The organism is Thermocatellispora tengchongensis (assembly GCF_014202315.1).
Classification (GTDB): domain Bacteria; phylum Actinomycetota; class Actinomycetes; order Streptosporangiales; family Streptosporangiaceae; genus Thermocatellispora; species Thermocatellispora tengchongensis.
This window is the reverse complement of sequence record NZ_JACHGN010000029.1, coordinates 96,720-118,463: the sequence shown is the minus strand read 5'-3', so window position 1 is coordinate 118,463 and position 21,744 is coordinate 96,720. Positions and strand designations below refer to the sequence as shown.

Annotated in this window: 23 protein-coding genes; 15 read left to right on the top strand and 8 right to left on the bottom strand. The window is 73.3% G+C overall.

The features are described from left to right. Positions 1-15: 15 nt before the first annotated feature. On the bottom strand, positions 16-741 hold the full coding sequence (locus tag HNP84_RS45005) for a CAP domain-containing protein (RefSeq protein ID WP_185056242.1): 726 nt from the start codon (positions 739-741) through the stop codon (positions 16-18). Positions 742-1,164: 423 nt separating this feature from the next. Here HNP84_RS45005 and rplM point away from each other — a divergent pair, with 423 nt between their 5' ends. The 3 genes from rplM to glmM are packed head-to-tail and all read left to right on the top strand — an operon-like array spanning position 1,165 to position 3,543. Further along, positions 1,165-1,608 (top strand): 50S ribosomal protein L13, encoded by a 444-nt coding sequence (gene rplM, locus HNP84_RS45000; RefSeq protein WP_185056241.1) that lies wholly within the window; start codon positions 1,165-1,167, stop codon positions 1,606-1,608. Positions 1,609-1,663: 55 nt separating this feature from the next. Continuing rightward, the gene (gene rpsI, locus HNP84_RS44995; RefSeq protein WP_185056240.1) at positions 1,664-2,185 is read left to right on the top strand and encodes a 30S ribosomal protein S9; all 522 of its coding nucleotides are present in this window, start codon (positions 1,664-1,666) and stop codon (positions 2,183-2,185) included. Further along, positions 2,182-3,543 (top strand): phosphoglucosamine mutase, encoded by a 1,362-nt coding sequence (gene glmM, locus HNP84_RS44990; RefSeq protein WP_185056239.1) that lies wholly within the window; start codon positions 2,182-2,184, stop codon positions 3,541-3,543. The genes rpsI and glmM overlap by 4 nt, the downstream gene beginning before the upstream one ends. A 144-nt stretch (positions 3,544-3,687) precedes the next feature. Here the strand turns inward: glmM and HNP84_RS44985 are convergent, their stop codons facing one another. The 6 genes from HNP84_RS44985 to coaA are packed head-to-tail and all read right to left on the bottom strand — an operon-like array spanning position 3,688 to position 9,251. Continuing rightward, positions 3,688-4,404: an ABC transporter permease gene (locus HNP84_RS44985; RefSeq protein ID WP_185056238.1), complete on the bottom strand. Its 717-nt coding sequence runs from the start codon at positions 4,402-4,404 to the stop codon at positions 3,688-3,690. Then, a complete protein-coding gene (locus HNP84_RS44980) occupies positions 4,401-5,363 on the bottom strand; it encodes an ABC transporter ATP-binding protein (protein ID WP_185056236.1) in 963 nt (320 codons plus the stop codon). The genes HNP84_RS44985 and HNP84_RS44980 overlap by 4 nt, the downstream gene beginning before the upstream one ends. Continuing rightward, on the bottom strand, positions 5,360-6,250 hold the full coding sequence (locus HNP84_RS44975; protein WP_185056235.1) for an ABC transporter permease: 891 nt from the start codon (positions 6,248-6,250) through the stop codon (positions 5,360-5,362). The genes HNP84_RS44980 and HNP84_RS44975 overlap by 4 nt, the downstream gene beginning before the upstream one ends. Beyond that, the gene (locus HNP84_RS44970; protein ID WP_185056234.1) at positions 6,247-7,218 is read right to left on the bottom strand and encodes an ABC transporter ATP-binding protein; all 972 of its coding nucleotides are present in this window, start codon (positions 7,216-7,218) and stop codon (positions 6,247-6,249) included. The genes HNP84_RS44975 and HNP84_RS44970 overlap by 4 nt, the downstream gene beginning before the upstream one ends. 53 nt (positions 7,219-7,271) lie before the next feature. Further along, entirely contained in the window at positions 7,272-8,276 is a 1,005-nt protein-coding gene (locus HNP84_RS44965; protein ID WP_221337562.1) for a DUF389 domain-containing protein, read from the bottom strand. Between the two features lie 30 nt (positions 8,277-8,306). Next, positions 8,307-9,251, bottom strand: a complete 945-nt coding sequence (gene coaA / locus HNP84_RS44960; RefSeq protein ID WP_185056231.1) for a type I pantothenate kinase — start codon at positions 9,249-9,251, stop codon at positions 8,307-8,309. 206 nt (positions 9,252-9,457) lie between these two features. Here coaA and HNP84_RS44955 point away from each other — a divergent pair, with 206 nt between their 5' ends. The 12 genes from HNP84_RS44955 to tsaD all read left to right on the top strand — a co-directional run bounded on the left by HNP84_RS44955 (position 9,458) and on the right by tsaD (position 19,888). Then, positions 9,458-10,945 carry a PhoX family protein gene (locus HNP84_RS44955; RefSeq protein WP_312927121.1) on the top strand — a complete coding sequence of 496 codons (1,488 nt, stop codon included), beginning with the start codon at positions 9,458-9,460 and terminating at the stop codon, positions 10,943-10,945. Between the two features lie 14 nt (positions 10,946-10,959). Continuing rightward, complete coding sequence (locus HNP84_RS44950) at positions 10,960-11,310, top strand: holo-ACP synthase (protein ID WP_185056230.1); 351 nt, start codon at positions 10,960-10,962, stop codon at positions 11,308-11,310. Positions 11,311-11,356: 46 nt separating this feature from the next. Beyond that, on the top strand, positions 11,357-12,844 hold the full coding sequence (locus HNP84_RS44945; RefSeq protein WP_185056229.1) for an NAD(P)H-hydrate dehydratase: 1,488 nt from the start codon (positions 11,357-11,359) through the stop codon (positions 12,842-12,844). Positions 12,845-12,902: 58 nt separating this feature from the next. Next, positions 12,903-14,030: an alanine racemase gene (alr, locus tag HNP84_RS44940; protein ID WP_185056228.1), complete on the top strand. Its 1,128-nt coding sequence runs from the start codon at positions 12,903-12,905 to the stop codon at positions 14,028-14,030. 172 nt (positions 14,031-14,202) lie between these two features. Beyond that, positions 14,203-15,270 carry an alpha/beta fold hydrolase gene (locus HNP84_RS44935; RefSeq protein ID WP_185056227.1) on the top strand — a complete coding sequence of 356 codons (1,068 nt, stop codon included), beginning with the start codon at positions 14,203-14,205 and terminating at the stop codon, positions 15,268-15,270. Beyond that, positions 15,267-15,740 (top strand): tRNA (adenosine(37)-N6)-threonylcarbamoyltransferase complex ATPase subunit type 1 TsaE, encoded by a 474-nt coding sequence (gene tsaE, locus HNP84_RS44930; RefSeq protein ID WP_312927119.1) that lies wholly within the window; start codon positions 15,267-15,269, stop codon positions 15,738-15,740. The genes HNP84_RS44935 and tsaE overlap by 4 nt, the downstream gene beginning before the upstream one ends. A 351-nt stretch (positions 15,741-16,091) precedes the next feature. Continuing rightward, a complete protein-coding gene (locus HNP84_RS44925; RefSeq protein WP_185056226.1) occupies positions 16,092-16,739 on the top strand; it encodes a hypothetical protein in 648 nt (215 codons plus the stop codon). 35 nt (positions 16,740-16,774) lie between these two features. Then, positions 16,775-17,347, top strand: a complete 573-nt coding sequence (locus HNP84_RS44920; protein ID WP_185056225.1) for a class F sortase — start codon at positions 16,775-16,777, stop codon at positions 17,345-17,347. A 28-nt stretch (positions 17,348-17,375) separates the two neighbouring features. Further along, positions 17,376-17,564 carry a hypothetical protein gene (locus HNP84_RS44915; protein WP_185056224.1) on the top strand — a complete coding sequence of 63 codons (189 nt, stop codon included), beginning with the start codon at positions 17,376-17,378 and terminating at the stop codon, positions 17,562-17,564. Between the two features lie 140 nt (positions 17,565-17,704). Then, entirely contained in the window at positions 17,705-18,373 is a 669-nt protein-coding gene (gene tsaB / locus HNP84_RS44910) for a tRNA (adenosine(37)-N6)-threonylcarbamoyltransferase complex dimerization subunit type 1 TsaB (protein WP_185056301.1), read from the top strand. Positions 18,374-18,432: 59 nt separating this feature from the next. Beyond that, positions 18,433-18,864 carry a ribosomal protein S18-alanine N-acetyltransferase gene (gene rimI, locus HNP84_RS44905; protein WP_185056300.1) on the top strand — a complete coding sequence of 144 codons (432 nt, stop codon included), beginning with the start codon at positions 18,433-18,435 and terminating at the stop codon, positions 18,862-18,864. Beyond that, positions 18,857-19,888 (top strand): tRNA (adenosine(37)-N6)-threonylcarbamoyltransferase complex transferase subunit TsaD, encoded by a 1,032-nt coding sequence (tsaD, locus tag HNP84_RS44900; protein WP_185056223.1) that lies wholly within the window; start codon positions 18,857-18,859, stop codon positions 19,886-19,888. The genes rimI and tsaD overlap by 8 nt, the downstream gene beginning before the upstream one ends. Positions 19,889-19,891: 3 nt before the next feature. Here tsaD and HNP84_RS44895 read toward each other — a convergent pair whose 3' ends face one another. Further along, positions 19,892-21,538, bottom strand: a complete 1,647-nt coding sequence (locus HNP84_RS44895) for a serine/threonine-protein kinase (protein ID WP_185056222.1) — start codon at positions 21,536-21,538, stop codon at positions 19,892-19,894. Positions 21,539-21,744 lie beyond the last annotated feature (206 nt).

Sequence of the window (21,744 nt, the reverse complement as noted above, 5' to 3'; positions counted from 1 at the left end):
CCGGCACGCAACAGGTCACGAATACCCGAAGTCCTGCGTCCACCACGGGCCTCCGGGCCCGTCGGAGAAGCCGACGCCGGTGGCGGCGAGGCTGCAGTTGAGGATGTTCTGCCGGTGGCTGGGGCTGGACAGCCACCCGCGCACGGCCTCCTCGGCGCTCTGGTAGCCGCGGCCGATGTTCTCCGCGCCGCCGTCGGAGTAGCCGGCCCGCTCCATGCGCTTCCACGGCGAGCCGCCGTTGGGGGAGTTGTGGGAGAACACGCCGCTGCGGGCCATCTCACGGGAGTGGGTGCGCGCGGACTTGACCAGGCGCGCGTCCACGCGCAGGGGGGCGCACCCGTTGCGCCGCCGGGCGTTGTTGGTGAGCCGGACGACCTCGGCCTCGACCGGGGTCAGCATGGCCAGGTCGTCGCCGTCGGCGCCGGTGTCGGGGCCGATCACGGTGGCCGTGTCGCCGGCCTCGAAGGAGCCGTCGATCATCCCGTCGCGCGGCGCCCTGGATCTGGACGCGCTGGAGGTGGGCTTGGCACGCTGGGTCTGGGCGGGCTCCCGCTCGCGCATCACCGTGCCGAGCGGCGCCCGGCTCCGTCCCGCCTGCGGCTTGGCGGCCTGTGCCGAGGGCGTGGGGGTGGGCGGCGTGGCGTTGTTCAGGTAAACCTGGTCCGGGGTCTCGGGGCCGCGCGACAGGCGGCCGATGAGGATGCCCGCGACCAGCACGGCGAGAAGAAGGCAGGCCAACATCCCCAGGTGGTTACGTCGCCGGACGACCCGCTGGGTGCCACGGGGGTGAGGATGTTGCCACATACCGCAGCCAACGATAGAGATGATATGTCTTGGGGAAGAAGAGGTTAGCGGTAACTAGATTCAACCGTTCTGTCGCTCGTCGCCGCCGCTCCAGGCCGCATCTCATCGCCGTTCCCGCGCGTGGCGGCGTTTTGACCCCCCGGTGGCGGGGCGGTATTCTGCTTGTTCGTTGTGTGCGAGTCGGTCCTTCGCGACCGAAGCGCGGCGCGTCCGGCGTCATCTCCCGTACAGCGGAGACGGAAGGTCGGGCCGTCGTGTGCCCGCACCCTCCGATACCAGACGCTGTCGATTCCGACAGTGACGACAGTGAGCTGTCACTTCCGACAGCGCCGAAGACGCGAGCAAAGAAGGCCTACGACCGTGCGCACGTACTCACCGAAGCCCGCTGACGTCCAGCGTCAGTGGTACGTCATCGACGCGACCGATGTCGTCCTGGGCCGGCTGGCCAGCCACGTCGCGACCCTGCTCCGCGGTAAGCACAAGCCGACCTTCGCGCCCCACGTCGACACCGGTGACTTCGTCATCGTCATCAACGCCGACAAGGTCGCGCTGACCGGCAACAAGCTGGAGCAGAAGAAGGCGTACCGCCACTCGGGCTACCCGGGCGGTCTGCGCTCGGTGTCCTACAGCGAGCTCATGGAAAAGCGCCCCGACCGCGCCGTGGAGAAGGCGGTGAAGGGCATGCTGCCCAAGAACGCCCTCGGCCGGAAGATGGCCAAGAAGCTGAAGGTCTACGCCGGCCCGGAGCACCCGCACCGCGCTCAGCAGCCGGTCCCCTTCGAGATCACTCAGATCGCCCAGTAGCACAGCACCGTTGGCCGACGGCTGACGCCGAGAGACGAAACCAAAGAGGAGAACCGTGGCCGAGCCCACCGGTGTCGAGACGCCCATCGAGGGCGAGCTGGAGGACTACTCCGGCGAGGAGTTCCCGTCCGAGTACACCACTGAGTCCGCCCCCGGCGGCGACGCCCCCGTGCGCAAGCCTGTCACCACCGGCAACTCGTACGGCACCGGCCGCCGCAAGGAGGCCATCGCCCGCGTGCGCATCGTGCCGGGCACCGGCAAGTGGACCATCAACGGCCGCTCGCTGGACACCTATTTCCCGAACAAGGTCCACCAGCAGATCGTGAACGAGCCGTTCGTCACGCTCGGCGCCGAGGACCAGTTCGACGTCATCGCCCGCATCGACGGCGGCGGCGTGACCGGCCAGGCCGGCGCGCTGCGCATGGGCCTGGCCCGCGCGCTCGCCATCCTGGATGTGGAGACCAACCGCCCGCCGCTGAAGAAGGCCGGCTTCCTGACCCGCGACGCGAGGGTCAAGGAGCGCAAGAAGTACGGCCTGAAGAAGGCCCGTAAGGCTCCTCAGTACAGCAAGCGTTGACGAGCCGGCTGTTCGGCACCGACGGGGTTCGTGGGGTCGCGGGTCGCGACCTCACGGCCGAGCTCGCCATGGACCTCTCGGTCGCGGCGGCTCACGTCCTCGGCGATGCCGGTGCGTTCGACGGGAGCACCGGGCGGCGTGGCCGCCCGGTGGCGGTCGTGGGCCGGGACCCGCGTGCCTCGGGCGAGTTCCTGGAGGCCGCCGTGGTCGCCGGCCTCGCGTCGTCCGGGGTGGACGTGCTGCGGCTGGGCGTGCTGCCCACGCCCGCGGTGGCCTACCTCACCGCCGCGCTCGGCGCCGACCTCGGCGTCATGCTGTCCGCCTCGCACAACCCCGCGCCCGACAACGGGATCAAGTTCCTCGCCCGGGGCGGCTTCAAGCTGCCCGACGCGGTGGAGAACGAGATCGAGCGGCGGATGGGCGAGAAGTGGGACCGTCCGGTGGGGGCCTCGGTGGGCCGGGTCAGGGAGGCGTACGGCGAGGCCGACCGCTACATCTCCCACCTGCTGACCACCATCCCGGGCAGCCTTGAGGGCATCAAGGTCGTGGTCGACTGCGCCAACGGCGCGGCGCACATGGTCGCGCCCGAGGCGCTGCTGCGCGCGGGGGCCGACGTGGAGGCGATCGGCGCCCGGCCCGACGGGCTGAACATCAACGACGGCTACGGCTCGACCAACATGGACCGCCTGCGGCAGGTGGTGGTCTCGCGCGGCGCCGACGTCGGGGTGGCCTACGACGGCGACGCCGACCGCTGCTTGGCGGTGACCCACACCGGCGAGCTGGTGGACGGCGACCAGATCATGGCCATCCTCGCCATGGCGATGCGGGCCGAGGGCAAGCTGGCGCAGGACACCGTGGTGGCCACGGTGATGTCCAACCTCGGCTTCAAGATCGCCCTGCGCAACGCGGGCATGAAGGTGATCGAGACCGCCGTCGGCGACCGCTACGTGCTGGAGGCCATGAAGGCGGGCGGCTACAACCTGGGCGGCGAGCAGTCCGGCCACGTGCTGCTCCTGGACCACGCCACCACCGGCGACGGCCTGCTCACCTCGCTGCACCTGCTGTCGGTGCTGGCCAAGGAGCGCCGCCCGCTGGCCGAGCTGGCCTCGGTGATGACCCGCCTGCCGCAGATCCTGATCAACGTCAAGAACGTGGACAAGGCCAAGGCCGCCGCCTCCGAGGAGCTGGCCGCCGAGATCGCCAAGGCCGAGGCGCTGCTCGGCGAGACCGGGCGGGTGCTGATCCGGCCCAGCGGCACCGAGCCGATGATCCGGGTCATGGTCGAGGCGGCCTCGCAGGACCAGGCCAGCGAGGTGGCCGAACACCTGGCCGGCGTCGTCCGCGCGACCTGCGCCTGACGCGCGCCCGCGCCTGACGCGCGCGACCCACGCGTCATGGCCGCGATCCGCGCCTTATGGACGCGAAAGCGCCCCCGCCGCCATGGCGGGGGCGCTTCGTCGTGCGGGTCGGCTTCGTCGTGCGGGTCGGCTTCGTCGTGCGGGTCACTCGTCGCCGGTGAGGGAGAAGGAGCGCAGGCGCTGCCCGGCCCACACCACGGTGCCGACGGTGACCACGATCAGGGCCGGCACCGCGAAGCTCAGGGCCACGTCGGTCTCCAGGAAGGCCGAGGTCGAGATCTGGTCGGCGATCGATTTGGCCCACTGCTGGATGGAGAACTGCCGGGCGCCGGGCACCAGGCTGCCGACCAGGCCCTCCCAGACCAGCGCGTACACGATGCCCACCGCGACCGCGTGCTTGGTGAGCACGCCGAGGAGCAGGAAGACCGCGGCGTACGCGATGCCGCCCGCCAGGGCGCCCAGGCCGAACCCGGTGGCCACGCCCGACTCGGTGCCGACCAGCAGGTAGCTCGCCAGGAACGTGGGCACGGCGGCGAAGGCGGCCAGCAGGGAGGCCGCGACCAGGAACTTGGTCTGCGCGATGACCGGGCGCGAGATCGGCTTGGCCAGCAGGTGCACGATCGTGCCGTCGTCCACCTCGGGGCCGATCACGCCGGTGCCCACGATCAGCCCGACGAGGGGGAGCATGGTGCCGATCGCGAAGGTCTGCATCAGGACCACGGCCGACCGCTCGTCGGCGCTGCCGACCAGGCGCAGCAGCACGGCCAGCCCGAGCAGCGCCGCGGGCAGCAGGACGAGCAGCCAGATCCGGCGCCGTCCGATGACGGCGCGGTAGCTGATGCCCGCGATGGTGGAGTTCATCGGGTGCTCCGGGTGATCAGGTAGGAGAAGACGCTTTCGAGGTCTTCGTCGGCGGGGCTCACCTGCCAGATGTGCACGCCGGCGTCGCGGGCCACGCGGGGCAGCAGGCGGGTGAAGCGGCGGAAGTCGATGGCCTGGACCTCCAGCCCGGCCTCCGACAGGGAGACCGAGCCGGAGGAGGCGTCGGCGATGAGCGCGGCGGCCAGGCGCCGGTCGTCGCTGGAGCGGATCTTGAACAGGTGGGGCCGGTCGGTCATCCGGCGCCGGATCTCGCGGAAGTCGCCGGAGGCGGCGTGGCGGCCGGCGACCAGCACCTCGATGTGCTGGGCGACCCGCTCGACCTCCTCCAGGATGTGCGAGCTGAACAGGATGGTCTTGCCGGCGGCGCCCATGGCCCGCACGAGGTCCATCAGGTGCAGCCGCTGGCGCGGGTCCATGCCGTTGAACGGCTCGTCGAGCAGCAGCACCCGCGGGTCGTGCACCATGGCCGCGGCGACCTTGACCCGCTGCCGCATGCCCTTGGAGTAGGTCTCGATGCGGCGGTCCTTGGCGTCCTGCATCTCGACGGTGGCCAGGGCCCGGGTGGCGGCGGCCTCGGGGTCGGGCAGGCGGTGCAGCTTGGCGCTGGAGAGCACGAACTGCCAGCCGGTGAGGAAGCCGTAGACGGCCTCGCGCTCGGGCACCAGGCCGATGTCACGGTAGATCTCGTGGTTGCGCCAGATGGGCCGGCCGTTCAGGGTCACCGTGCCGTTGGAGGGGGCCAGGAACCCGGCCATCATGTGCAGCAGGGTGGACTTGCCGGCGCCGTTGGGGCCGAGCAGGCCGGTCACGCCGGGGCCGATGGTCATGGTGACGTCGTTGACCGCGACCACGTTGCCGTACCAGCGGGAGACCTGGCGCAGCTCGATCGCGGCGGCCTCGGTGGCGGTCTGCGGGGCGTTCACGGTCTGCGCGGTCATGCCGAGGCCGCCTTCCGGTAGCGGGCGGTGAGGGCGGCCAGCGACAGCGCGATCAGCGCGATCACGCCGAGCGCCGCGGCCGGGCCGCCGATCCCGTCGGGGTAGGGGATGTCAGCGAAGGAGGACGGGGTGCCGAACAGCCACACCTGCACCGCGTCCACCATGTGGAACGGGTTGATCAGCAGCGCCCAGCCGGCGCCGGCGCTGCCGAGCTCGTAGAGCACCGCGGCGACCACCGTGGACGTGGCCGCGGTCAGCAGGAAGAACGCGATGACCGCCGCCACCCCGAGCCCGCGCCGGGGTGTGAAGGAGGCGATGGCCAGGCCGATGCAGGCCAGCACCACCGCGTGGATCAGCGCCGTGGTCACCGAGGCCAGGTAGTCGGAGGTGCGCGGGGCGCCGGGCAGGTCGATCAGCAGCTCGCCGGCGTACATGACGGTGAGCGGGATCGCGAGCAGCAGGAACATCGCGGTGATGAGCGCGGCGAGCTTGGCGCCGACGTAGTCGCGCACGGTCACCGGACGCGACAGGTACAGCGGCAGCACCCGGAACCGCAGGTCGGGAGCCACCAGGTACGGTGACTGCGCCGCGACGAAGATCGCCAGCACGACCTGCATCTGCACCGCGTAGCCGGTGTAGCCGACGAACGTCTCCTTGGCCAGCGCCATGATCGCGATGCCCAGCGCGGCCGGCATCAGCATGATGACCGCCAGCATGAACGGCATGATCTTGGCGCGGGCCGGGCGGCCCAGGCCGAACACGCCGCGCAGGCTGTAGCCGGTCAGGGCGCCGAACGCCTGGCGCCGGCCCAGCAGCGGCCCGTCGTAGTGGCGGTAGCCGATGTCGTGGATGACGCCGGTCGGCCCGGGGGCCGGGGTCGCCGTCATGAGTCCCCCCGTACGGTCGTCGCCGCCAGGCCGGGGGCCGTGGCGGGCTCGGTCATGTCGGCGGCGGAGCCGCGGAAGACGTCCTCGATGCGCTGGCGGCCCTGCTCCAGCCGGATCAGGCTCAGCTCCAGGTCGCACACGGCGTCGCGCACCGCGTCGTACGTCTCGGGGCCGCGCACCAGCACCGCCAGCGCGCGCCCCTGCGGCGTGACGGTCTCGCCGAGCTCGGCCAGCCGGGCCGCCAGGGCCTCGGGGCCCTCCTCGACCTCGACCGTGACCGACTGGGTGGCCTGGGTGAACTCCGAGATCGCCGAGGAGCGCAGCAGCCGCCCGCCGTCGATGACGATCACATGGTCGCAGACCCGCTCCAGCTCGCCCAGCAGGTGCGAGGTGACCAGCACGCTGATGCCGAACTCCGACCCGATCCGGCGGATCAGCCCGAGCATGTCGTCACGCCCCTGCGGGTCGAGCCCGTTGGTCGGCTCGTCGAGGAAGACCACCTTGGGGTCGTGCACCAGCGCCTGGGCCAGCTTGACCCGCTGCTTCATGCCGGTGGAGTAGCCGCCGATCGGGCGGTAGCGCTCCTCGTACAGGCCGACGTGCCGCAGCGTGTCGGCGGCGCGCTCGCGCGCGGCCGTGCGCGGCAGGCCGGACATCCGCGCCATGTGCACCACGAAGTCGGTGGCCGACACGTCGGGGGGCAGGCAGTCGTGCTCGGGCATGTAGCCCACCGCCCGCCTGATCTCGGCGCCCTGGCTGCCGGAGTCCATGCCGAGCACCTGGGCCCTCCCCTCGGAGGGTTCGAGCAGGCCGAGCAGGATCTTGATCAGGGTTGACTTGCCCGCGCCGTTGGCGCCCACCAGGCCGGTCACCCCCGGGCCCACGGTGACCGTGAGCCGGTCGAGCGCCGTGACCCGGGGAAAGCGCCTGGAGAGCCCCTCGGTGGCCAGGATGGTCGAGGTCCGCATGATCCGGACCCTACTCCCCGTACGCACCCCGCCACCTCGTCCGAACGAAGGAACTATGGCTCGTCCATGCGGCCATGCAGCCGTCCGGCGCCCCTAGGGGAACCCGGGGGCGCGGTCAGGGTTCGGCGCAGCGCCGCGGGCGCCCGCCTGCCGAAACGCGCCCACAGGAAGCGCTGGGCGTACAGGGTGAGCGTGCCGGCGATGATCATGCCGGCGATGTTGACCGCGAGCTGCGCGACCGAGCCGCCGACCTCGCTCCACTGGCCCAGCGCGATGCCCAGCGCGGCGTACCCGGCGGCCGGGACCGTGGTGACCGAGATGAACACCCCGACCAGCGAGGACGACTTGCCCGCGGTGATCGACAGCACCCCGGCGATCCCGGCCAGCAGCGCCACGATGAACGACCAGCGGTCGGGCTTGACGATGAACTGGACCTCCTCGTGCCCGGTGTTCAGCATCCCGGCGTCCAGCCAGCCGAGCGGGCGCGAGACCAGCGCGCACACCAGGGTGATCGCGATGGCCGCGGCGAAGCCGACGGCGAGCGTGCGCAGCGCCCTGAGGATCACCGGCGGGTGGCCGGTCAGCAGGCCGAAGCAGATGGCCGCGATGGCGCCGAACTCCGGCCCGAGCACCATCGCGCCCACGATCAGGATCGGCGAGTTGACCACCACGCCGATGGCGGCGATCTGCACCGCGATGGCCATGAACGCCAGGAACGCCCAGGTCACCTTGCAGTCGTCGGCGACGCGCTGGGCCAGCTCCTCCCAGATCACCGCGTCGTCGCTGTCGCCGGGCGCCTCCTCCTCGGCGCGCTCGGCGGCATGGGACAGCGACAGGTCCACGTGCTCGCCCGCGATCGAGCCGTCCTCGTGGACGCGCAGCTCCTTGAGGTGGTCGATCACGTGGTTGGCGGCCTCGCGGGCCACGTCGAACAGGATCAGGTCGCCCTGCGGGTCCCTGGCCGCCCCCGCCAGCACGACGAGGTTCGTCACGCCGGTCGCGGCGGTCAGGTAGCCGACCGCGTCCTCGGTGCGGTCCCGCGGGCTGATCACGCGCATGTGCAGCACGGCGACCACCCTACGGGGGTGTCAGGACCGGCGCAGGCGTACCTTCTGCACCGAATGGTCGGGGCCCTTGTGCAGCACCAGCCCTGCCCGGCCCCGGGTCGGCGCGATGTTCTCCACCAGGTTGCGCTCGTTGATCTCGCGCCACACCTCGCGGGCGAACCGGGTGGCCTCGTCCTCCGGCAGTTCGGCGATGTGCCGGAAGTAGGACTTGGGGTCGGAGAAGGCGGTACGGCGTAGCTTGTGGAAGCGCTCGACGTACCAGTGCCGGATGTCCTCCACCCGGGCGTCCACGTAGATGGAGAAGTCGAAGTAGTCGCACACCGCCAGCGAGGTCGGCGGCGCGGGCTGGAGCACGTTGAGCCCTTCGACGATCAGGATGTCGGGCCGCCGGACCGTCTGGGTGGCGCCGGGCACGATGTCGTACTCCAGGTGGCTGTAGACCGGCGCGGTCACCTCGGGGGCGCCCGCCTTGACCTCGGCCACGAACCGCACCAGCGCCCGCCGGTCGTAGCTCTCGGGGAACCCCTTGCGGTCCATGATCCCGCGCTCGGCCAGCACCCGGTTGGGGTACAGGAAGCTGTCGGTGGTGATCAGCTCGACGTTCGGGTGCTCGGGCCAGCGGGCCAGCAGCGTGTGCAGCAGCCGCGCCGTGGTGGACTTGCCCACCGCGACGCTCCCGGCCAGCCCCAGCACGTACGGCGGCGGCGCGCTGCGCTCGCCCAGGAACGCGCTCACCGCCGCGCCGCGCTGCCTGGCGCCGGTGAAGTGCAGGTTGAGCAGGCGGGTGAGCGGCAGGTAGATGTCGGTGACCTCGGCGAGGTCGATCGGATCCTCGACGCCGCGCAGCTCCTCCAGTTCCTCCTCGGTGAGCGTGAGCGGTGTGTTCTTGCGCAGATCGCGCCACTGCTCCCGGCTCAGCTCGACGTAAGGCGAAGCCGCGACCGCCGCGGGCACCCCAGTGACCATGACGCGAAGCCTACTTACCGCCCTCCGGACGCCGCCGCCGGGGGGTGGGGGTTTGTCCACAGCCTGTGGACAACTACATGGGATTACTTTGGCGTAGATATGGGTAGGGCGCGGCCCCGGTGAACGGCGGATGTCCACGGTACGACCGCCGGGCGGACGCGGCCTGACGTAATCTGAACCGCCGGCCGAGCGGAGGAGCTGAGCCTGTGGGCAGTCGAGGGCGTCGCGACGATCGCGCCGGGGGCGGGCTCGGGCGCAGGCGGTTCCTGGCCGCCGGGGGCGCGCTGGCCGTCTCGGCGTGCGCCGGGCCCACTCCCGGCACGGGTCCGTACGCCGGCGTCGCCAAGGCCGGCGAGAGCGGCGGCGCCCGTCCCGCGCCCGCCCGGGGCTACGGCGAGCTGCGCGCGGTGCCCGACGAGCGCGACGGCGAGGTGCGGCTGCACCTTCCCAAAGGGTTCGGCTACCGCTCCTTCGACCCCGCCGGCGGCCGGTTGACCGGGGGCGGGGTCACCCCGGGGCGGCACGACGGCATGGCCGCCTTCCGCGGGCCGGGCGGCAGCGTGATCCTGGTGCGCAACCACGAGGTCAACGGGCCCGCCGGGGCCTTCGGCGACCCGGCGCACGCCTACGACCGGGCCGCGGGCGGCGGCACCGTCACCCTCCGGGTGACCCGGCGCGGCGAGGTGCTCGGCTCCTGGCCCAGTCTGACCGGCACCCAGATGAACTGCTCCGGCGGCCCGATGCCGTGGGGCGCCTGGGTGTCGTGCGAGGAGACCGTCAACGGCCCCGACGTCGGCGACGACCACACCGGCGGCGACAACACGCGGCTGACCCGCGAGCACGGCTACATCTTCGAGGTGCCGCTCAGCGGCCGGGCGAGCGGGCGGCCGATCCGCGCCGCCGGCAGGTTCATGCACGAGTCGGCCGCGTTCGAGCCCAGGCAGGGGGCGATCTACCTCACCGAGGACAACTACCGCTTCCCCTCCGGCTTCTACCGCTACCTCCCCCCGAAGAACCCGATGCGCGCGGGGCGCATCCTCGACGGCGGCAGACTCCAGATGCTCGCGGTCAGGGGCGCGCCGGGGGAGGACCTGTCGCTCGGGCAGAAGCCCGGCGCGGCGTACGAGACGGCCTGGGTGGACATCGACGACCCCGACCCCGCCTTCACCGGCACGCCCGCCAACGACACCGCGAGCCGGGCCGTCTCGCGCCAGGGCCTGGAGAAGGGCGCGGCGATCTTCTCCAGGCTGGAGGGCGCGGTGCACCACCACGGCACCGTCTACTTCACCTCCACCCAGGGCGGCGCCACCGCCAAGGGGGAGGACCCGCCCTCCGGCGGCTTCGGCAGGGGCCGCGGCCAGGTGTGGGCGTACGACACCTGGAACGGCATGCTGCGCCTGGTCTACGAGTCGCCCGGCGCGATGGCCCTCGACCTGCCCGACAACATCACCACCAGCCCGCGCGGCACCCTCGTGCTGTGCGAGGACGGCGCCGACGCCAACTACGTGCGCGGCCTCACCCGGCGCGGCGAGATCTTCGACTTCGCCCGCCTGGTCCCGGTGCCCGGCGACCCCGACGCCGAGTTCGCCGGCGCGACCTTCGCCCCCGGCGGCCAGACCCTCTTCGTCAACGTCCAGTCCGACCGCGGCCTGACCTTCGCGATCTGGGGCCCCTGGGAGCAGGGCGAGTTCTAGGTACGCTTCGCGGTGTGATCGTGGGCATCGGCGTGGACGTGGTGGACCTGGCGCGGTTCGCCGCGGCGCTGGAACGCGTGCCGTCCATGCGCGAGCGGCTGTTCACCGAGGGGGAGCGGGGGCTGCGCGCCGAGTCGCTGGCGGCCAGGTTCGCGGCCAAGGAGGCCGTGGCCAAGGCGCTGGGCGCGCCGCCGGGGCTGGCCCACCGCGAGGCCGAGGTCGTCACCGGCGAGCACGGCCGCCCCGAACTCCGGGTGCACGGCCGGGTCGCCGAGACCGCGGCGTCGCTCGGCGTGCGCCGATGGCACCTGTCCCTCAGCCACGACGGCGGCGTGGCCATCGCGTACGTGATCGCGGAGGGCTGACACGCCGATCAGGGTGAGCGGCCTGCCATCGCGATAGCGTCGGAGCATGCGGATCGCCTACACCTCCGAGCAGATCCGGGCCGCCGAGCAGGCCCTGATGGCCCTGCTGCCTCCCGGCACGCTGATGCAGCGCGCCGCCGCTGGCCTGGCCGCGGCGTGCGCGGGCGCGCTCGCGGGGCGCGCGGGCCGCGTGTACGGCTCGCGGGTGGCCGTCCTGGCCGGGGGCGGCGACAACGGCGGCGACGCCCTGTACGCCGGCGCCCGCCTGGCCCGCCGGGGCGCCCGGGTGGAGGCGGTGCTGGCCGGGTCGCGCGCCCACGAGGCCGGGCTGGCCGCGCTGCGCGAGGCGGGCGGGCGCGCCGCGCCGTACTCCGAGGAGCGCGCCCGCGAGGCGCTGGGCGGGGCCGACCTGATCCTCGACGGCCTGCTCGGCATCGGCGGCTCCGGCGCGCTGCGGCAGCCGTACGCCGACCTGGTGACCCTGGCGAACCAGGCGCCCGGCCTGCGGGTGGCGGTGGACGTGCCGACCGGGGTGGCCTCGAGCGACGGCCGGGTCGAGGGCCCGGCGTTCCGGGCCGACGCGACCGTGACCTTCGGGGCGTACAAGACGGGGCTGTTCGTCGATCCCGGCGCCGAGCACGCCGGGGAGGTCACGCTGGTGGACATCGGGCTGGGCCCGTACCTGCCCGATCCCGACGTGGCCGCGCTGACCGCCGCCGACGTCGGCGCCCTGTGGCCGCGGCCGGGCGCGGAGTCCGACAAGTACCGCCGCGGCGTGGTCGGGATCGCCGCGGGCGGCTCCCGCTTCACCGGCGCGGCCGTCCTCGCCGTCGGCGGCGCGGTCCGCTCCGGCGCCGGCATGGTCCGCTACGCCGGGCAGGAGCTGCCCGTCTCCGCCGTCCGCGCCCGCTGGCCCGAGGCCGTGATCACCACGCTCAAGCCCGGCGAGGGCGTCGAGGAGGTGGGCAGGGTGCAGGCGTGGGTGCTCGGTCCCGGCCTCGGCACCGACGACGACGCGCTGCAGGTCGCCCGCTCGGTGCTGGCCGGCGACGAGCCCGTGGTCATCGACGCCGACGGCCTCACCCTGGTCGCCCGCGAGCGGTCGCTGCTGCGCCGCCGGGCCCCGGTGCTGCTCACCCCGCACGCGGGCGAGCTGTCCCGGCTGATCGGCGCCCCCCGCGAGCAGATCGAGGCGCGCCGTCTCGAGCACGCGCGCCGGGCGGCGTCCGAGCTGGGCGCGACCGTGCTGCTCAAGGGCTCGACCACCGTCATCGCCGAGGAGGGCCGCCCGGCGCGGGTCAACACCAACGGCATCCCCTGGCTGGCCACCGGCGGCACCGGCGACGTGCTGGCCGGCATCGCCGGCACGCTGCTCGCGGCCGGGCTGAGCTGCTACGACGCGGCGTCCTGCGCGGCGTACACGCACGCGCTGGCCGCCCGCGAGGCCAGCGCCGGCGCCCCGCTGGCCGCCCTGGACGTCGCCGAGTCCCTGCCCCGCGCCCTGCGCGCCCTGCTGTCACCGGCGTCACTTTGACAACAGGGCCTTGCGCGAGCCTGTCCCATCGGGTATGGCGGCCTGCCAAACTGGAGCAATGAACTTCCCGACCCCGCCGGCCGAGGCCCGCATCGAGCTGGCCGCGATCCGGCACAACATCTCGCTGCTCAAGCAGCACGCGCGCGGTGCGGAGATGATGGTGGCCGTCAAGGCCGACGCGTACGGCCACGGGCTGGTGCCCACGGCCAGGGCGTGCCTGGAGGCGGGCGCCGAGCGGCTGGGCACCGCGTACATCGCCGAGGCGCTGGCGTTGCGGGCCGGGGGGATCACCGCGCCGATCCTGGCCTGGATCATCGGTCCGGGCGAGGCGCTGGACGACGCGCTGCTGGCCGGCATCGACCTGTCGGCGGGCGCGGAGTGGCTGCTGGACGACATCGCGGCGGCGGCGCGGCGTACCGGCCGGGTGGCCGAGGTGCACCTCAAGGCCGACACCGGCATCACCAGGGGCGGCGCCACCGCCGCCGAGTGGGGCGGGCTCGTGGACCGGGCGCTCGCCCTGCGCGCCGAGGGCGTGCTGCGGATCGCCGGGCTGTGGTCGCACATGGCCTGCGCCGACATCCCCGGCCACCCGTCCATCGAGGCCCAGATCCAGCGCTTCGACGAGGCGGTGGCCATCGCCGAGAAGGCCGGGGCGGGCGGCTCCGGGGTGCTGCGCCACCTCGCCAACTCCGCCGCCACGATGACCCTGCCGCAGACCAGGTACGACATGGTCCGGCCCGGCATCGCGGTCTACGGCCTGAGCCCCATCCCCGAGCTGGGCGACTTCGGGCTGCGCCCCGCCATGACCCTGACCGCCCGGATCGCGCTAGCCAAGAGGGTGCCCGCCGAGGCCGGCGTCTCCTACGGACACCTTTATGTCACAGATCGCGAAACCACGCTTGGCCTGGTGCCCCTCGGGTACGCCGACGGCATCTTGCGGCACGCGACGAACCGGGCGGAGGTCCTGGCGGCGGGCCGACGACGGGTGATCGCCGGACGGGTGTGCATGGATCAGTTCATGATCGATGTCGGCGACGACCCGCTGTCGGCCGGGGACGAGGTGGTCCTGTTCGGGCCCGGCACCGACGGCGAGCCGACCGCGCAGGAGTGGGCCGATACCCTCGGGACGATCACTCATGAGATCGTGACGAGGATCGGGGCGCGCGTGCCGCGCGTGTACCGATAAGGGCTGGTGAGAGGCCGTCGCGTGGATCGGACGGGGGTGTGATGGCGAGTCGGGCGCTTGTGGCGGGGGTGGCGTTGGCGAATTCCGGCAAACACGGCAGAATGCCCGAGACGTCGTCGCGATCCCGGCGATACCGGTGCCGGTCGCTCCGACGTCGCGAGGAGGCCGGGGAATGAGAATTCGGCGCAGGATCGGGGTCGCGAGCGCGCTCGTCGGCGCCGCTTCCGCGGGCGTGGCCGCCGCCGCGCTCGCCAAGCGCTACGCGGTCGGGCGCATCCGCCTGGGCCCCGACCCGGAGGCGAGCGAGCCGTTCGGCGAACTGCACGGCCACGAGGAGACCTACACCACCTCCGACGGCGTGGCCCTGCACGTCGAGATCGACGGGCCGGAGGAGGCGCCGCTGACCGTGGTGCTGTGCCACGGCTACACGCTCAACCTCGACTCCTGGCACTACCAGCGGCGCGACCTGCGCGACTCCTACCGGCTGGTGCTGTGGGACCAGCGTTCCCACGGCAGGTCGCAGCGCACCCCGGCCGCCGACTGCACCATCGACCGGCTCGGCGACGACCTGGCCGAGCTGCTCGACGCGTACGTGCCCGGCCCGTGCGTGCTGGTCGGCCACTCCATGGGCGGCATGACCATCATGGCGCTGGCCGACCGTCACCCCGAGCTGTTCGGCGAGCGCGTACGCGGCGTCGGCCTGATCTCCACCTCGGCCGGCAAGCTCGCCGAGCTCACCCTGGGCCTGCCCGCGGTGGTCTCCAAGGCGGTGCACAAGGTGGCCCCGGTCACCGTCTCCGCCCTCGGGCGCCGCGGCGCCCTCATCGACCGCGGCCGGCAGGCCGGCAACGACGTCGCCTTCCTGGCGATCCGGCTGTTCGGCTTCGGCGACTCCAAGAACATCAGCCCGACCGTGGTGGACTTCGTGGAGTCCATGATCCGCTCCACGCCCACCGAGGTGATCGCCAACTTCTACCCGGCGCTGATGTCGCACGACAAGCTGACCGCCCTCGGCGTGCTCGACGGCCTGCCCACCGCGATCATCGTCGGCGACAAGGACTGGCTGACCCCGCCCGACCACAGCCGCGCCATCGCCGCCACCCTCCCCGCCGCCCAGTTCACCGAGATCCCGGGCACCTCCCACCTGGTGCACCTGGAGCGCCCGGGCGTGGTGAACGACGCGTTGCACGACCTCCTCAAGCGCGCCGCGGGCATCATGGGAGGACAACGCACCCAGTGACCACCGGGGGGAACGTGAAGATCGACCGTACCGCGGCCACCGCCGAGGAGACCCGCGCGGTGGGCGCCGAACTGGCCGGGCTGCTGCGCCCAGGCGACCTCGTGGTGCTCTCGGGCCCCCTCGGCGCCGGCAAGACCACCCTCGTACAGGGCATCGCCGACGGCCTGAAGGTCCGCGGCCCCATCACCTCGCCCACCTTCGTCATCGCCCGCGTCCACCCGTCCCTGACCGGCGGCCCGGCCCTCGTCCACGCCGACGCCTACCGCCTGGGCGGCACCCTGGAGATCGACGACCTGGACCTGGACGCCTCCATCGAGGACTCCGTCACGGTCGTGGAGTGGGGCGAGGGCCTGGTCGAGGGCCTGAGCGAGGACCGCCTGGAGATCACCATCACCCGCGACGACACCACCGACGTCCGCCACATCCACATCCAGTCCACCGGCCCCCGCTGGACCACCCCCTCGTCCTGACCCACCCCAGACCGGCCGACGCGGGCCAGGGGAGACGGCGCCGGCGTCGGCCCCGGCAGGCCCGCAACGCGGCACGGGCCGGGGCCCGTGGGCGGTCGCCGCCACCCATGCCGAGCGGGCGCCAGGGCGTCGCTTGGGGTTCGTGGTGGTGCTGTGACGGTCGTGATATATCCGCTTGGCCACGGGTTGGAGGTTTCTCGTGCCGGGGTGGGGGTGATGCTGGCACGCTTGACGTCAGTCCTACTTGGTATAGATCATCGAGGCTGAAGATCGCTTTGGGGCGGGTTGGCCAGATTTTTCTGGGTATCTGGTGAGAAGCGATCGGGGTCGGACGGCGAAGTGGAGCGCGCGGTGTCAAGGGTGAGGCATGTCGCGGCCCTGGGGGCCATCGTCGTGTTCGGGGTGGCGAGTTGCTCGGCGGAGGCCAACACCACACCGCCCGAGGCCACGCCGACTCCCACGGCCACCGCGTCTCCCGGGACCACCGCGTCCGTGCCGGGGCGGCAGGCGATCAAGGTGACGCTGGATCCCGAGCGGGTGACCGCGGGTGAGAGCACGTCGGTGTGGGTGCTGGCCAACTGCCCGGTGCCGACCAACGGGCCCAGCCTCAGCGGTACGGCGCGGTCCAACGCGTTCACCCGGGCCGTGACGCTGGACCCGCTGCCGCCCAACGTGTCCACCGCCTCGCCGAACCCCACCGGGACGCCCTCGCCGCTGCCCTGGGTGCGCGGCGAGGCCACCGTGCGGCGTACCGCGCGGGCGGGGACGTACGACGTGAACGTCACGTGCGAGGGCACCAACGACACCGGGCGGGCGAGGCTGCGGATCGTGGCGGCCTCGACCGTCGTGCCCACCCGGGCGCCGCGCGCCGGTGGCGGCGGGACGGCCGCGGGCGGGCCGGAGGAGGAGTCGGGGCTGCCCATCGGCACCACGGGGCTGGTGCTGCTGCTGGCCCTCGGGGGCGGCGTGGCCCTCGCCGTGCGCCGCCGCCGCTCGTAGCCCACCGGACCCGTACGTAACCGAAATCTCGGCACATGGCAGAATCCACCCGCTGGACCAGGATCGTCGCGGCCGGCGTGATCACCGGGCTCGTCCTGTTCGCGTTCAGGCCGGGCGAGAAGGACGAGGAGACCGCCGAGCCGGAGCGCTCCTCCGTCGTGCCGCGCAGCCTCGACATCCCCGCGCTCGACCTGGACGCGCCGCTGATGAAGCTGGGCATGACCGACGACGGCGAGGTGGAGCTCCCGCCGTACGACAAGCCGTCCACCGCCGGGTGGTTCGAGCACAGCGCGGTGCCCGGCGACGGCGGCGCGTCGGTGATCATCGGCCACGTGGACACCAAGACCGCGCCCGCGGTGTTCTACAAGCTGCGCCAGCTCCGCAAGGGGCAGAAGATCCTCGTCGAGCGCAGCGACGGCAAGGTGGCCGAGTACCAGGTCGACGCGGTGGAGCAGGTGCACAAGGACAGCTTCCCGGCGCGCCGCGTGTACGTGGAGGACGGGCTGAAGCTGGTGACCTGCGGCGGCGCCTTCGACTGGAAGGAACACGAGTACCGCGACAACGTGATCGTCTACGCCTCGCTGGTGGCCCCCACCCGCCACGCCTGACACCTCGTGCGGTGACAGACTGCCTGGCATGACTACCGTGATCAGGCAGGCCGAGGTCGGTGACGCGCCGCGGATCGCTGTTCTGCTCGGGCAGTTGGGGTATCCGGCGCGGGCGGACGAGGTGGTGGTGAGGATCGGCCACTGGCTGGCGGATTCGCACAGCGCACTGCTGGTGGCCGAGCCCGGCTCACCGTCGGCGACGGTGAGACGAGCCTGACGCTGCTGCGCCACTGACGTCCCCGATGCCGGCTTCGGCACGACGAGCACGCGTCAAGGCGGCGGAAATCGTGCCGCCGTGCGGCTCCCTTGGCCGCCGTCGGCGCGGGCGGTGAGCCGAAGCGGCTACGCTTGACGTTCGTGCTGGTCCTGGCCTTTGATACCGCGACCCCCGCCGTCACCGCCGCGCTGCACGACGGTGAGCGGGTTCTCGCCGAGTCGACCACGATCGACGCCCGCCGCCACGGCGAGCTGCTGGTGCCCCAGGTCGAGGCGGTGGTGCGCGACGCGGGCGCGTCGCTGCGCGAGGTCACCGCGGTCGTCGCCGGAGCGGGCCCCGGCCCCTACACCGGGCTGCGCGTCGGGCTGATGACCGCCCAGGCGCTGGCCACCACGCTCGGCGTGCCGGCGTACTCGGTGTGCACGCTCGACGCGCTCGCCTACGCCGCCGCCACCGCGAACCCGGACCTGGGCACGCCCTTCGTGGCCGCCACCGACGCGCGGCGCAAGGAGGTCTTCTGGGCGCGCTACTCCGACGCGCGCACCCGCGACGAGGGCCCGTTCGTGGCCAAGCCGCAGGACCTCCCGGCCGACCTGCCGCTGGTGGGCGCGGGCGCGCGCATGTACGCCGAGGTGGTCGGCGAGGCGCGCATCGTGCCCGGCGCGCCGGAGTACCCGTACGCCGGCGCCCTGGCCGCCCTCGCCGCCGAGCGGCTGGCCGCCGGGGCCGGGCTGGAGCCACCGCGGCCGATCTACCTGCGCCGTCCCGACGCCCGCGAGCCCGGCGCGCCCAAGAAGGTGACGGCGTGACACCACCGCCCCAGGCGCGCGACCCGGGCAGGCCCAGGGCCGCGGCGGTCCTGCGCGGCATGACCATGGACGACCTGCCGGCCGCGCTCGCGATCGAGCGCACCTGCTTCCCGGCCGACGCGTGGAGCGAGGGCATGCTCCGCGGCGAGCTGAGCGACCAGCCGCGCACCAGGCACTACGTCGTGGCGCTGGTCGGCGGCGAGATCGTGGGCTACGCCGGGCTGGCGGCGGCCGGCGACCAGGCCGACGTGCAGACCATCGCGGTGCTCCCGGAGCACCGGGGCACCGGCATCGGCGGCATGATGCTGGCCGAGCTGCTCGCCGAGGCCGGACGCCGCGGCGCCCACTCGGTCTTCCTTGAGGTGCGCGCCGACAACCCGGTCGCCCGCGGCGTCTATGAGCACTTCGGCTTTGAGCAGATCGGCGTACGCCGCCGCTACTACGAGGACGGCACCGACGCGATCACGATGGTGAGGAAGCTCCATGACTGACGAACCCCTGGTGCTCGGCATCGAGACCTCCTGCGACGAGACCGGCGTCGGCATCGTGCGCGGTCACACGCTGCTGGCCAACGCCATCGCGTCCAGCGTGGACGAGCACGCCCGGTTCGGCGGCGTCGTGCCCGAGGTCGCCTCGCGGGCCCATCTGGAGGCGATGACGCCCACCGTGGAGCGGGCGCTGGAGCAGGCGGGGCTGAAGTTCGGCGACATCGACGCCGTCGCCGTCACCGCCGGCCCCGGGCTCGCGGGCGCGCTGCTGGTCGGCGTCGCGGCGGCCAAGGCGTACGCGCTGGGGCTTGGCGTCCCGCTCTACGGCGTGAACCACCTCGCCGCGCACGTCGCGGTGGACGAGCTGGAGCACGGCCCGCTGCCGAGGCCGTGCATCGCCCTGCTGGTCTCCGGCGGGCACTCCTCGCTGCTGCTCGTGCCCGACGTCGCCCGCGAGGTGATCTCGCTCGGCTCCACCGTGGACGACGCGGCGGGCGAGGCGTTCGACAAGGTGGCCCGGGTGCTCGGCCTGCCGTTCCCCGGCGGCCCGCACATCGACCGCGCCGCCCGCGAGGGCTCCGGCACCGCCGTGGCCTTCCCCCGCGGCAAGTACGACGACGGCACGCTCGACTTCTCCTTCTCCGGCCTGAAGACCGCCGTGGCCCGCTGGGTCGAGGCGAAGCGGGCGGCGGGTGAGACGATCCACGTGCCCGACGTCGCGGCGTCCTTCCAGGAGGCTGTGGTGGACGTGCTGACCCGCAAGGCCCTGGACGCCTGCCGCCGCTACGACGTGCACGACCTGCTCATCGGCGGCGGTGTGGCCGCCAACTCCCGGCTGCGCGCGCTCGCGCAGGAGCGGTGCGACGCGGCGGGCGTACGGCTGCGCGTGCCCCGGCCCGGCCTGTGCACCGACAACGGCGCGATGGTGGCGGCGCTCGGCGCCGACCTGCTGGCGGCCGGGGTGTCGCCCTCGGCGCACGACCTGCCCGCCGACTCCTCCATGCCGATCACGACCGTGAACGTCTGAGGATCACCCGGCGGCGCCGCGCCCCTCGGCGGAGTCGAGGGCGATCGTGCCGGTCGTGGCGCGCAGGGCGAACCCGTGCCGCCACAGCGCCCGCTCCTGCGGCGTGGCCAGCAGGTCGCCGAGGCCGACCGTGGTCAGGCGCCGCCACGACCCGCCGGTCTCGGCGTACGAGGTGACCGTGGTGCCGCCCGACAGCACCAGGGCGAGGCGGTCTCCGGGCGCGAGCGACAGGGCGGCGCTGTTGGCGGTGTGGCGGAACTCGCCGTTGACCCGCACGTCGATGCCGATCTCCTTGCGGGTGTTGTTGTACCAGGCGCCGATGTAGTTGTTCTGGTCCTTGACGAGGCCGGCGAACACGCTGTCCTCCGCCTCGCCGGCGCCCGCGAACCCGCCCACGGTGATCAGGCTGACCGCGTCGCCGGAGGACGGCGCGGCGGGCAGGGCGAACCAGCCGTAGAACGGCGCGGTGCCCTCGCCGGTGAGCCTGCCGCCGCCGGACTTGACCACCGGCAGCGCCTCGCCGGCGAAGGGCTGGTAGCCGTCGTAGCCGGCCCCGGCGGGCCCGTCGAAGCCGTCGGCCGCGCCGACCGCCGGGTACGCCTTGTCGCCGATCACCAGCGGGGCCACGGCGGACGGGCCGGCCTGGGCCTTCTCGCCGCTGCCCGCGTCTCCGGCGAGCCAGGACGGCACGAGCAGCACGCCCACGCCCACGGCCACGGCCAGCGCGACCAGCACGGCCCCGGCCGCGAGCAGCGGCCCGCGTGAGCGCCGGGGCCGCGGCGTCGCCCCGTTCAACGGCGGGATCGCCGCGTTCGCGGCCGAGGGCGCGGTCGGCGCGGCCGACAGGGCGGGCGGCGCCATGTCCACGAGCGTACGCTCGGCCGGGGCGCCGGGGGGCACGACGCCGCCGCCGGAGGTGAGGTCGCGCAGCAGGCGCTCGGCGCTCGGCCGGTCGGCGGGGTTCTTGGCCAGGCAGGCCGCCACCATCGCGCGCAGCGGCTCCGGCACCCCGGACAGGTCGGGCTCGCCGTGCAGGACGTTGTGCAGGACCGCCGGGATGGTGCCGCCGGGGAAGGCCGTGCGCCCGGTCGCCGCGAACACCATCGTGCCCGCCCAGGAGAACATGTCCGAGGCGGGCGTGAGCGGCTGGTCGCTGAGCTGTTCCGGCGACATGTACGCCGGGGTGCCGGTCACGTGGTTGGTCGTGGTCATCGCGTCGAGCGTGCGGGCGATGCCGAAGTCGATCACGACCGGGCCCTCGGGGCCGAGGATCACGTTGCCCGGCTTGAAGTCGCGGTGCACGATCCCGGCGCGGTGGATCGAGGCCAGCGCGGTCAGGCTGCTGATGGCCAACCGGTCCAGCCCGCCCCCGCTGCGCGGCCCGTCGTCGCGTACCAGGTCGGCCAGCGAGGGGCCGGGGACGTACTCGCTGACGATGTACGGCCGCCCGTCCAGCATCCCGGTGCCGATCACCCGCGCCGTGCAGAACGGCGCGACACTGGCGGCGACCTCCGCCTCGCGCAGGAACCGGCGCCGGATCTCCGGGTCGGCGGCGAGCCGCGCGTGCAGCACCTTGATCGCCACCCGTCCCCCGGCGGGCGGCTCCGCCAGGTAGACCGCGCCCTGCCCGCCCTCGCCGAGCAGCCGCATGACCCGATGCTCACCGATGTGTCCTGGACTGTCCAAGCCCACCACCCGAGGGTCCGCCACCGACTCACCCCGTCACCTCACGACGATCTCCACGTCGTGGCCCAGGCTATCCCGCACGGCCTCGCCACCGGCCGGGAACGCGGGCCTCGCGGGCGCTCACCGCGGCCCGCCGCCCCGGCCGGTCCAGGTCAGGCGGGCCATGCCCG

Bases quoted from the DNA above. Each gene is read 5' to 3' on its own strand.
- HNP84_RS45005 (WP_185056242.1), bottom strand. From the start codon at position 741: ATGTTGGCCTGCCTTCTTCTCGCCGTGCTGGTCGCGGGCATCCTCATC.
- HNP84_RS44985 (WP_185056238.1), bottom strand. From the start codon at position 4,404: ATGAACTCCACCATCGCGGGCATCAGCTACCGCGCCGTCATCGGACGG.
- HNP84_RS44980 (WP_185056236.1), bottom strand. From the start codon at position 5,363: ATGACCGCGCAGACCGTGAACGCCCCGCAGACCGCCACCGAGGCCGCC.
- HNP84_RS44975 (WP_185056235.1), bottom strand. From the start codon at position 6,250: ATGACGGCGACCCCGGCCCCCGGGCCGACCGGCGTCATCCACGACATC.
- HNP84_RS44970 (WP_185056234.1), bottom strand. From the start codon at position 7,218: ATGCGGACCTCGACCATCCTGGCCACCGAGGGGCTCTCCAGGCGCTTT.
- HNP84_RS44965 (WP_221337562.1), bottom strand. From the start codon at position 8,276: ATGCGCGTGATCAGCCCGCGGGACCGCACCGAGGACGCGGTCGGCTAC.
- coaA (WP_185056231.1), bottom strand. From the start codon at position 9,251: ATGGTCACTGGGGTGCCCGCGGCGGTCGCGGCTTCGCCTTACGTCGAG.
- HNP84_RS44945 (WP_185056229.1), top strand. From the start codon at position 11,357: ATGCGGATCGCCTACACCTCCGAGCAGATCCGGGCCGCCGAGCAGGCC.
- alr (WP_185056228.1), top strand. From the start codon at position 12,903: ATGAACTTCCCGACCCCGCCGGCCGAGGCCCGCATCGAGCTGGCCGCG.
- HNP84_RS44935 (WP_185056227.1), top strand. From the start codon at position 14,203: ATGAGAATTCGGCGCAGGATCGGGGTCGCGAGCGCGCTCGTCGGCGCC.
- HNP84_RS44920 (WP_185056225.1), top strand. From the start codon at position 16,775: ATGGCAGAATCCACCCGCTGGACCAGGATCGTCGCGGCCGGCGTGATC.
- HNP84_RS44915 (WP_185056224.1), top strand. From the start codon at position 17,376: ATGACTACCGTGATCAGGCAGGCCGAGGTCGGTGACGCGCCGCGGATC.
- rimI (WP_185056300.1), top strand. From the start codon at position 18,433: ATGACCATGGACGACCTGCCGGCCGCGCTCGCGATCGAGCGCACCTGC.
- tsaD (WP_185056223.1), top strand. From the start codon at position 18,857: ATGACTGACGAACCCCTGGTGCTCGGCATCGAGACCTCCTGCGACGAG.
- HNP84_RS44895 (WP_185056222.1), bottom strand. From the start codon at position 21,538: ATGCGGCTGCTCGGCGAGGGCGGGCAGGGCGCGGTCTACCTGGCGGAG.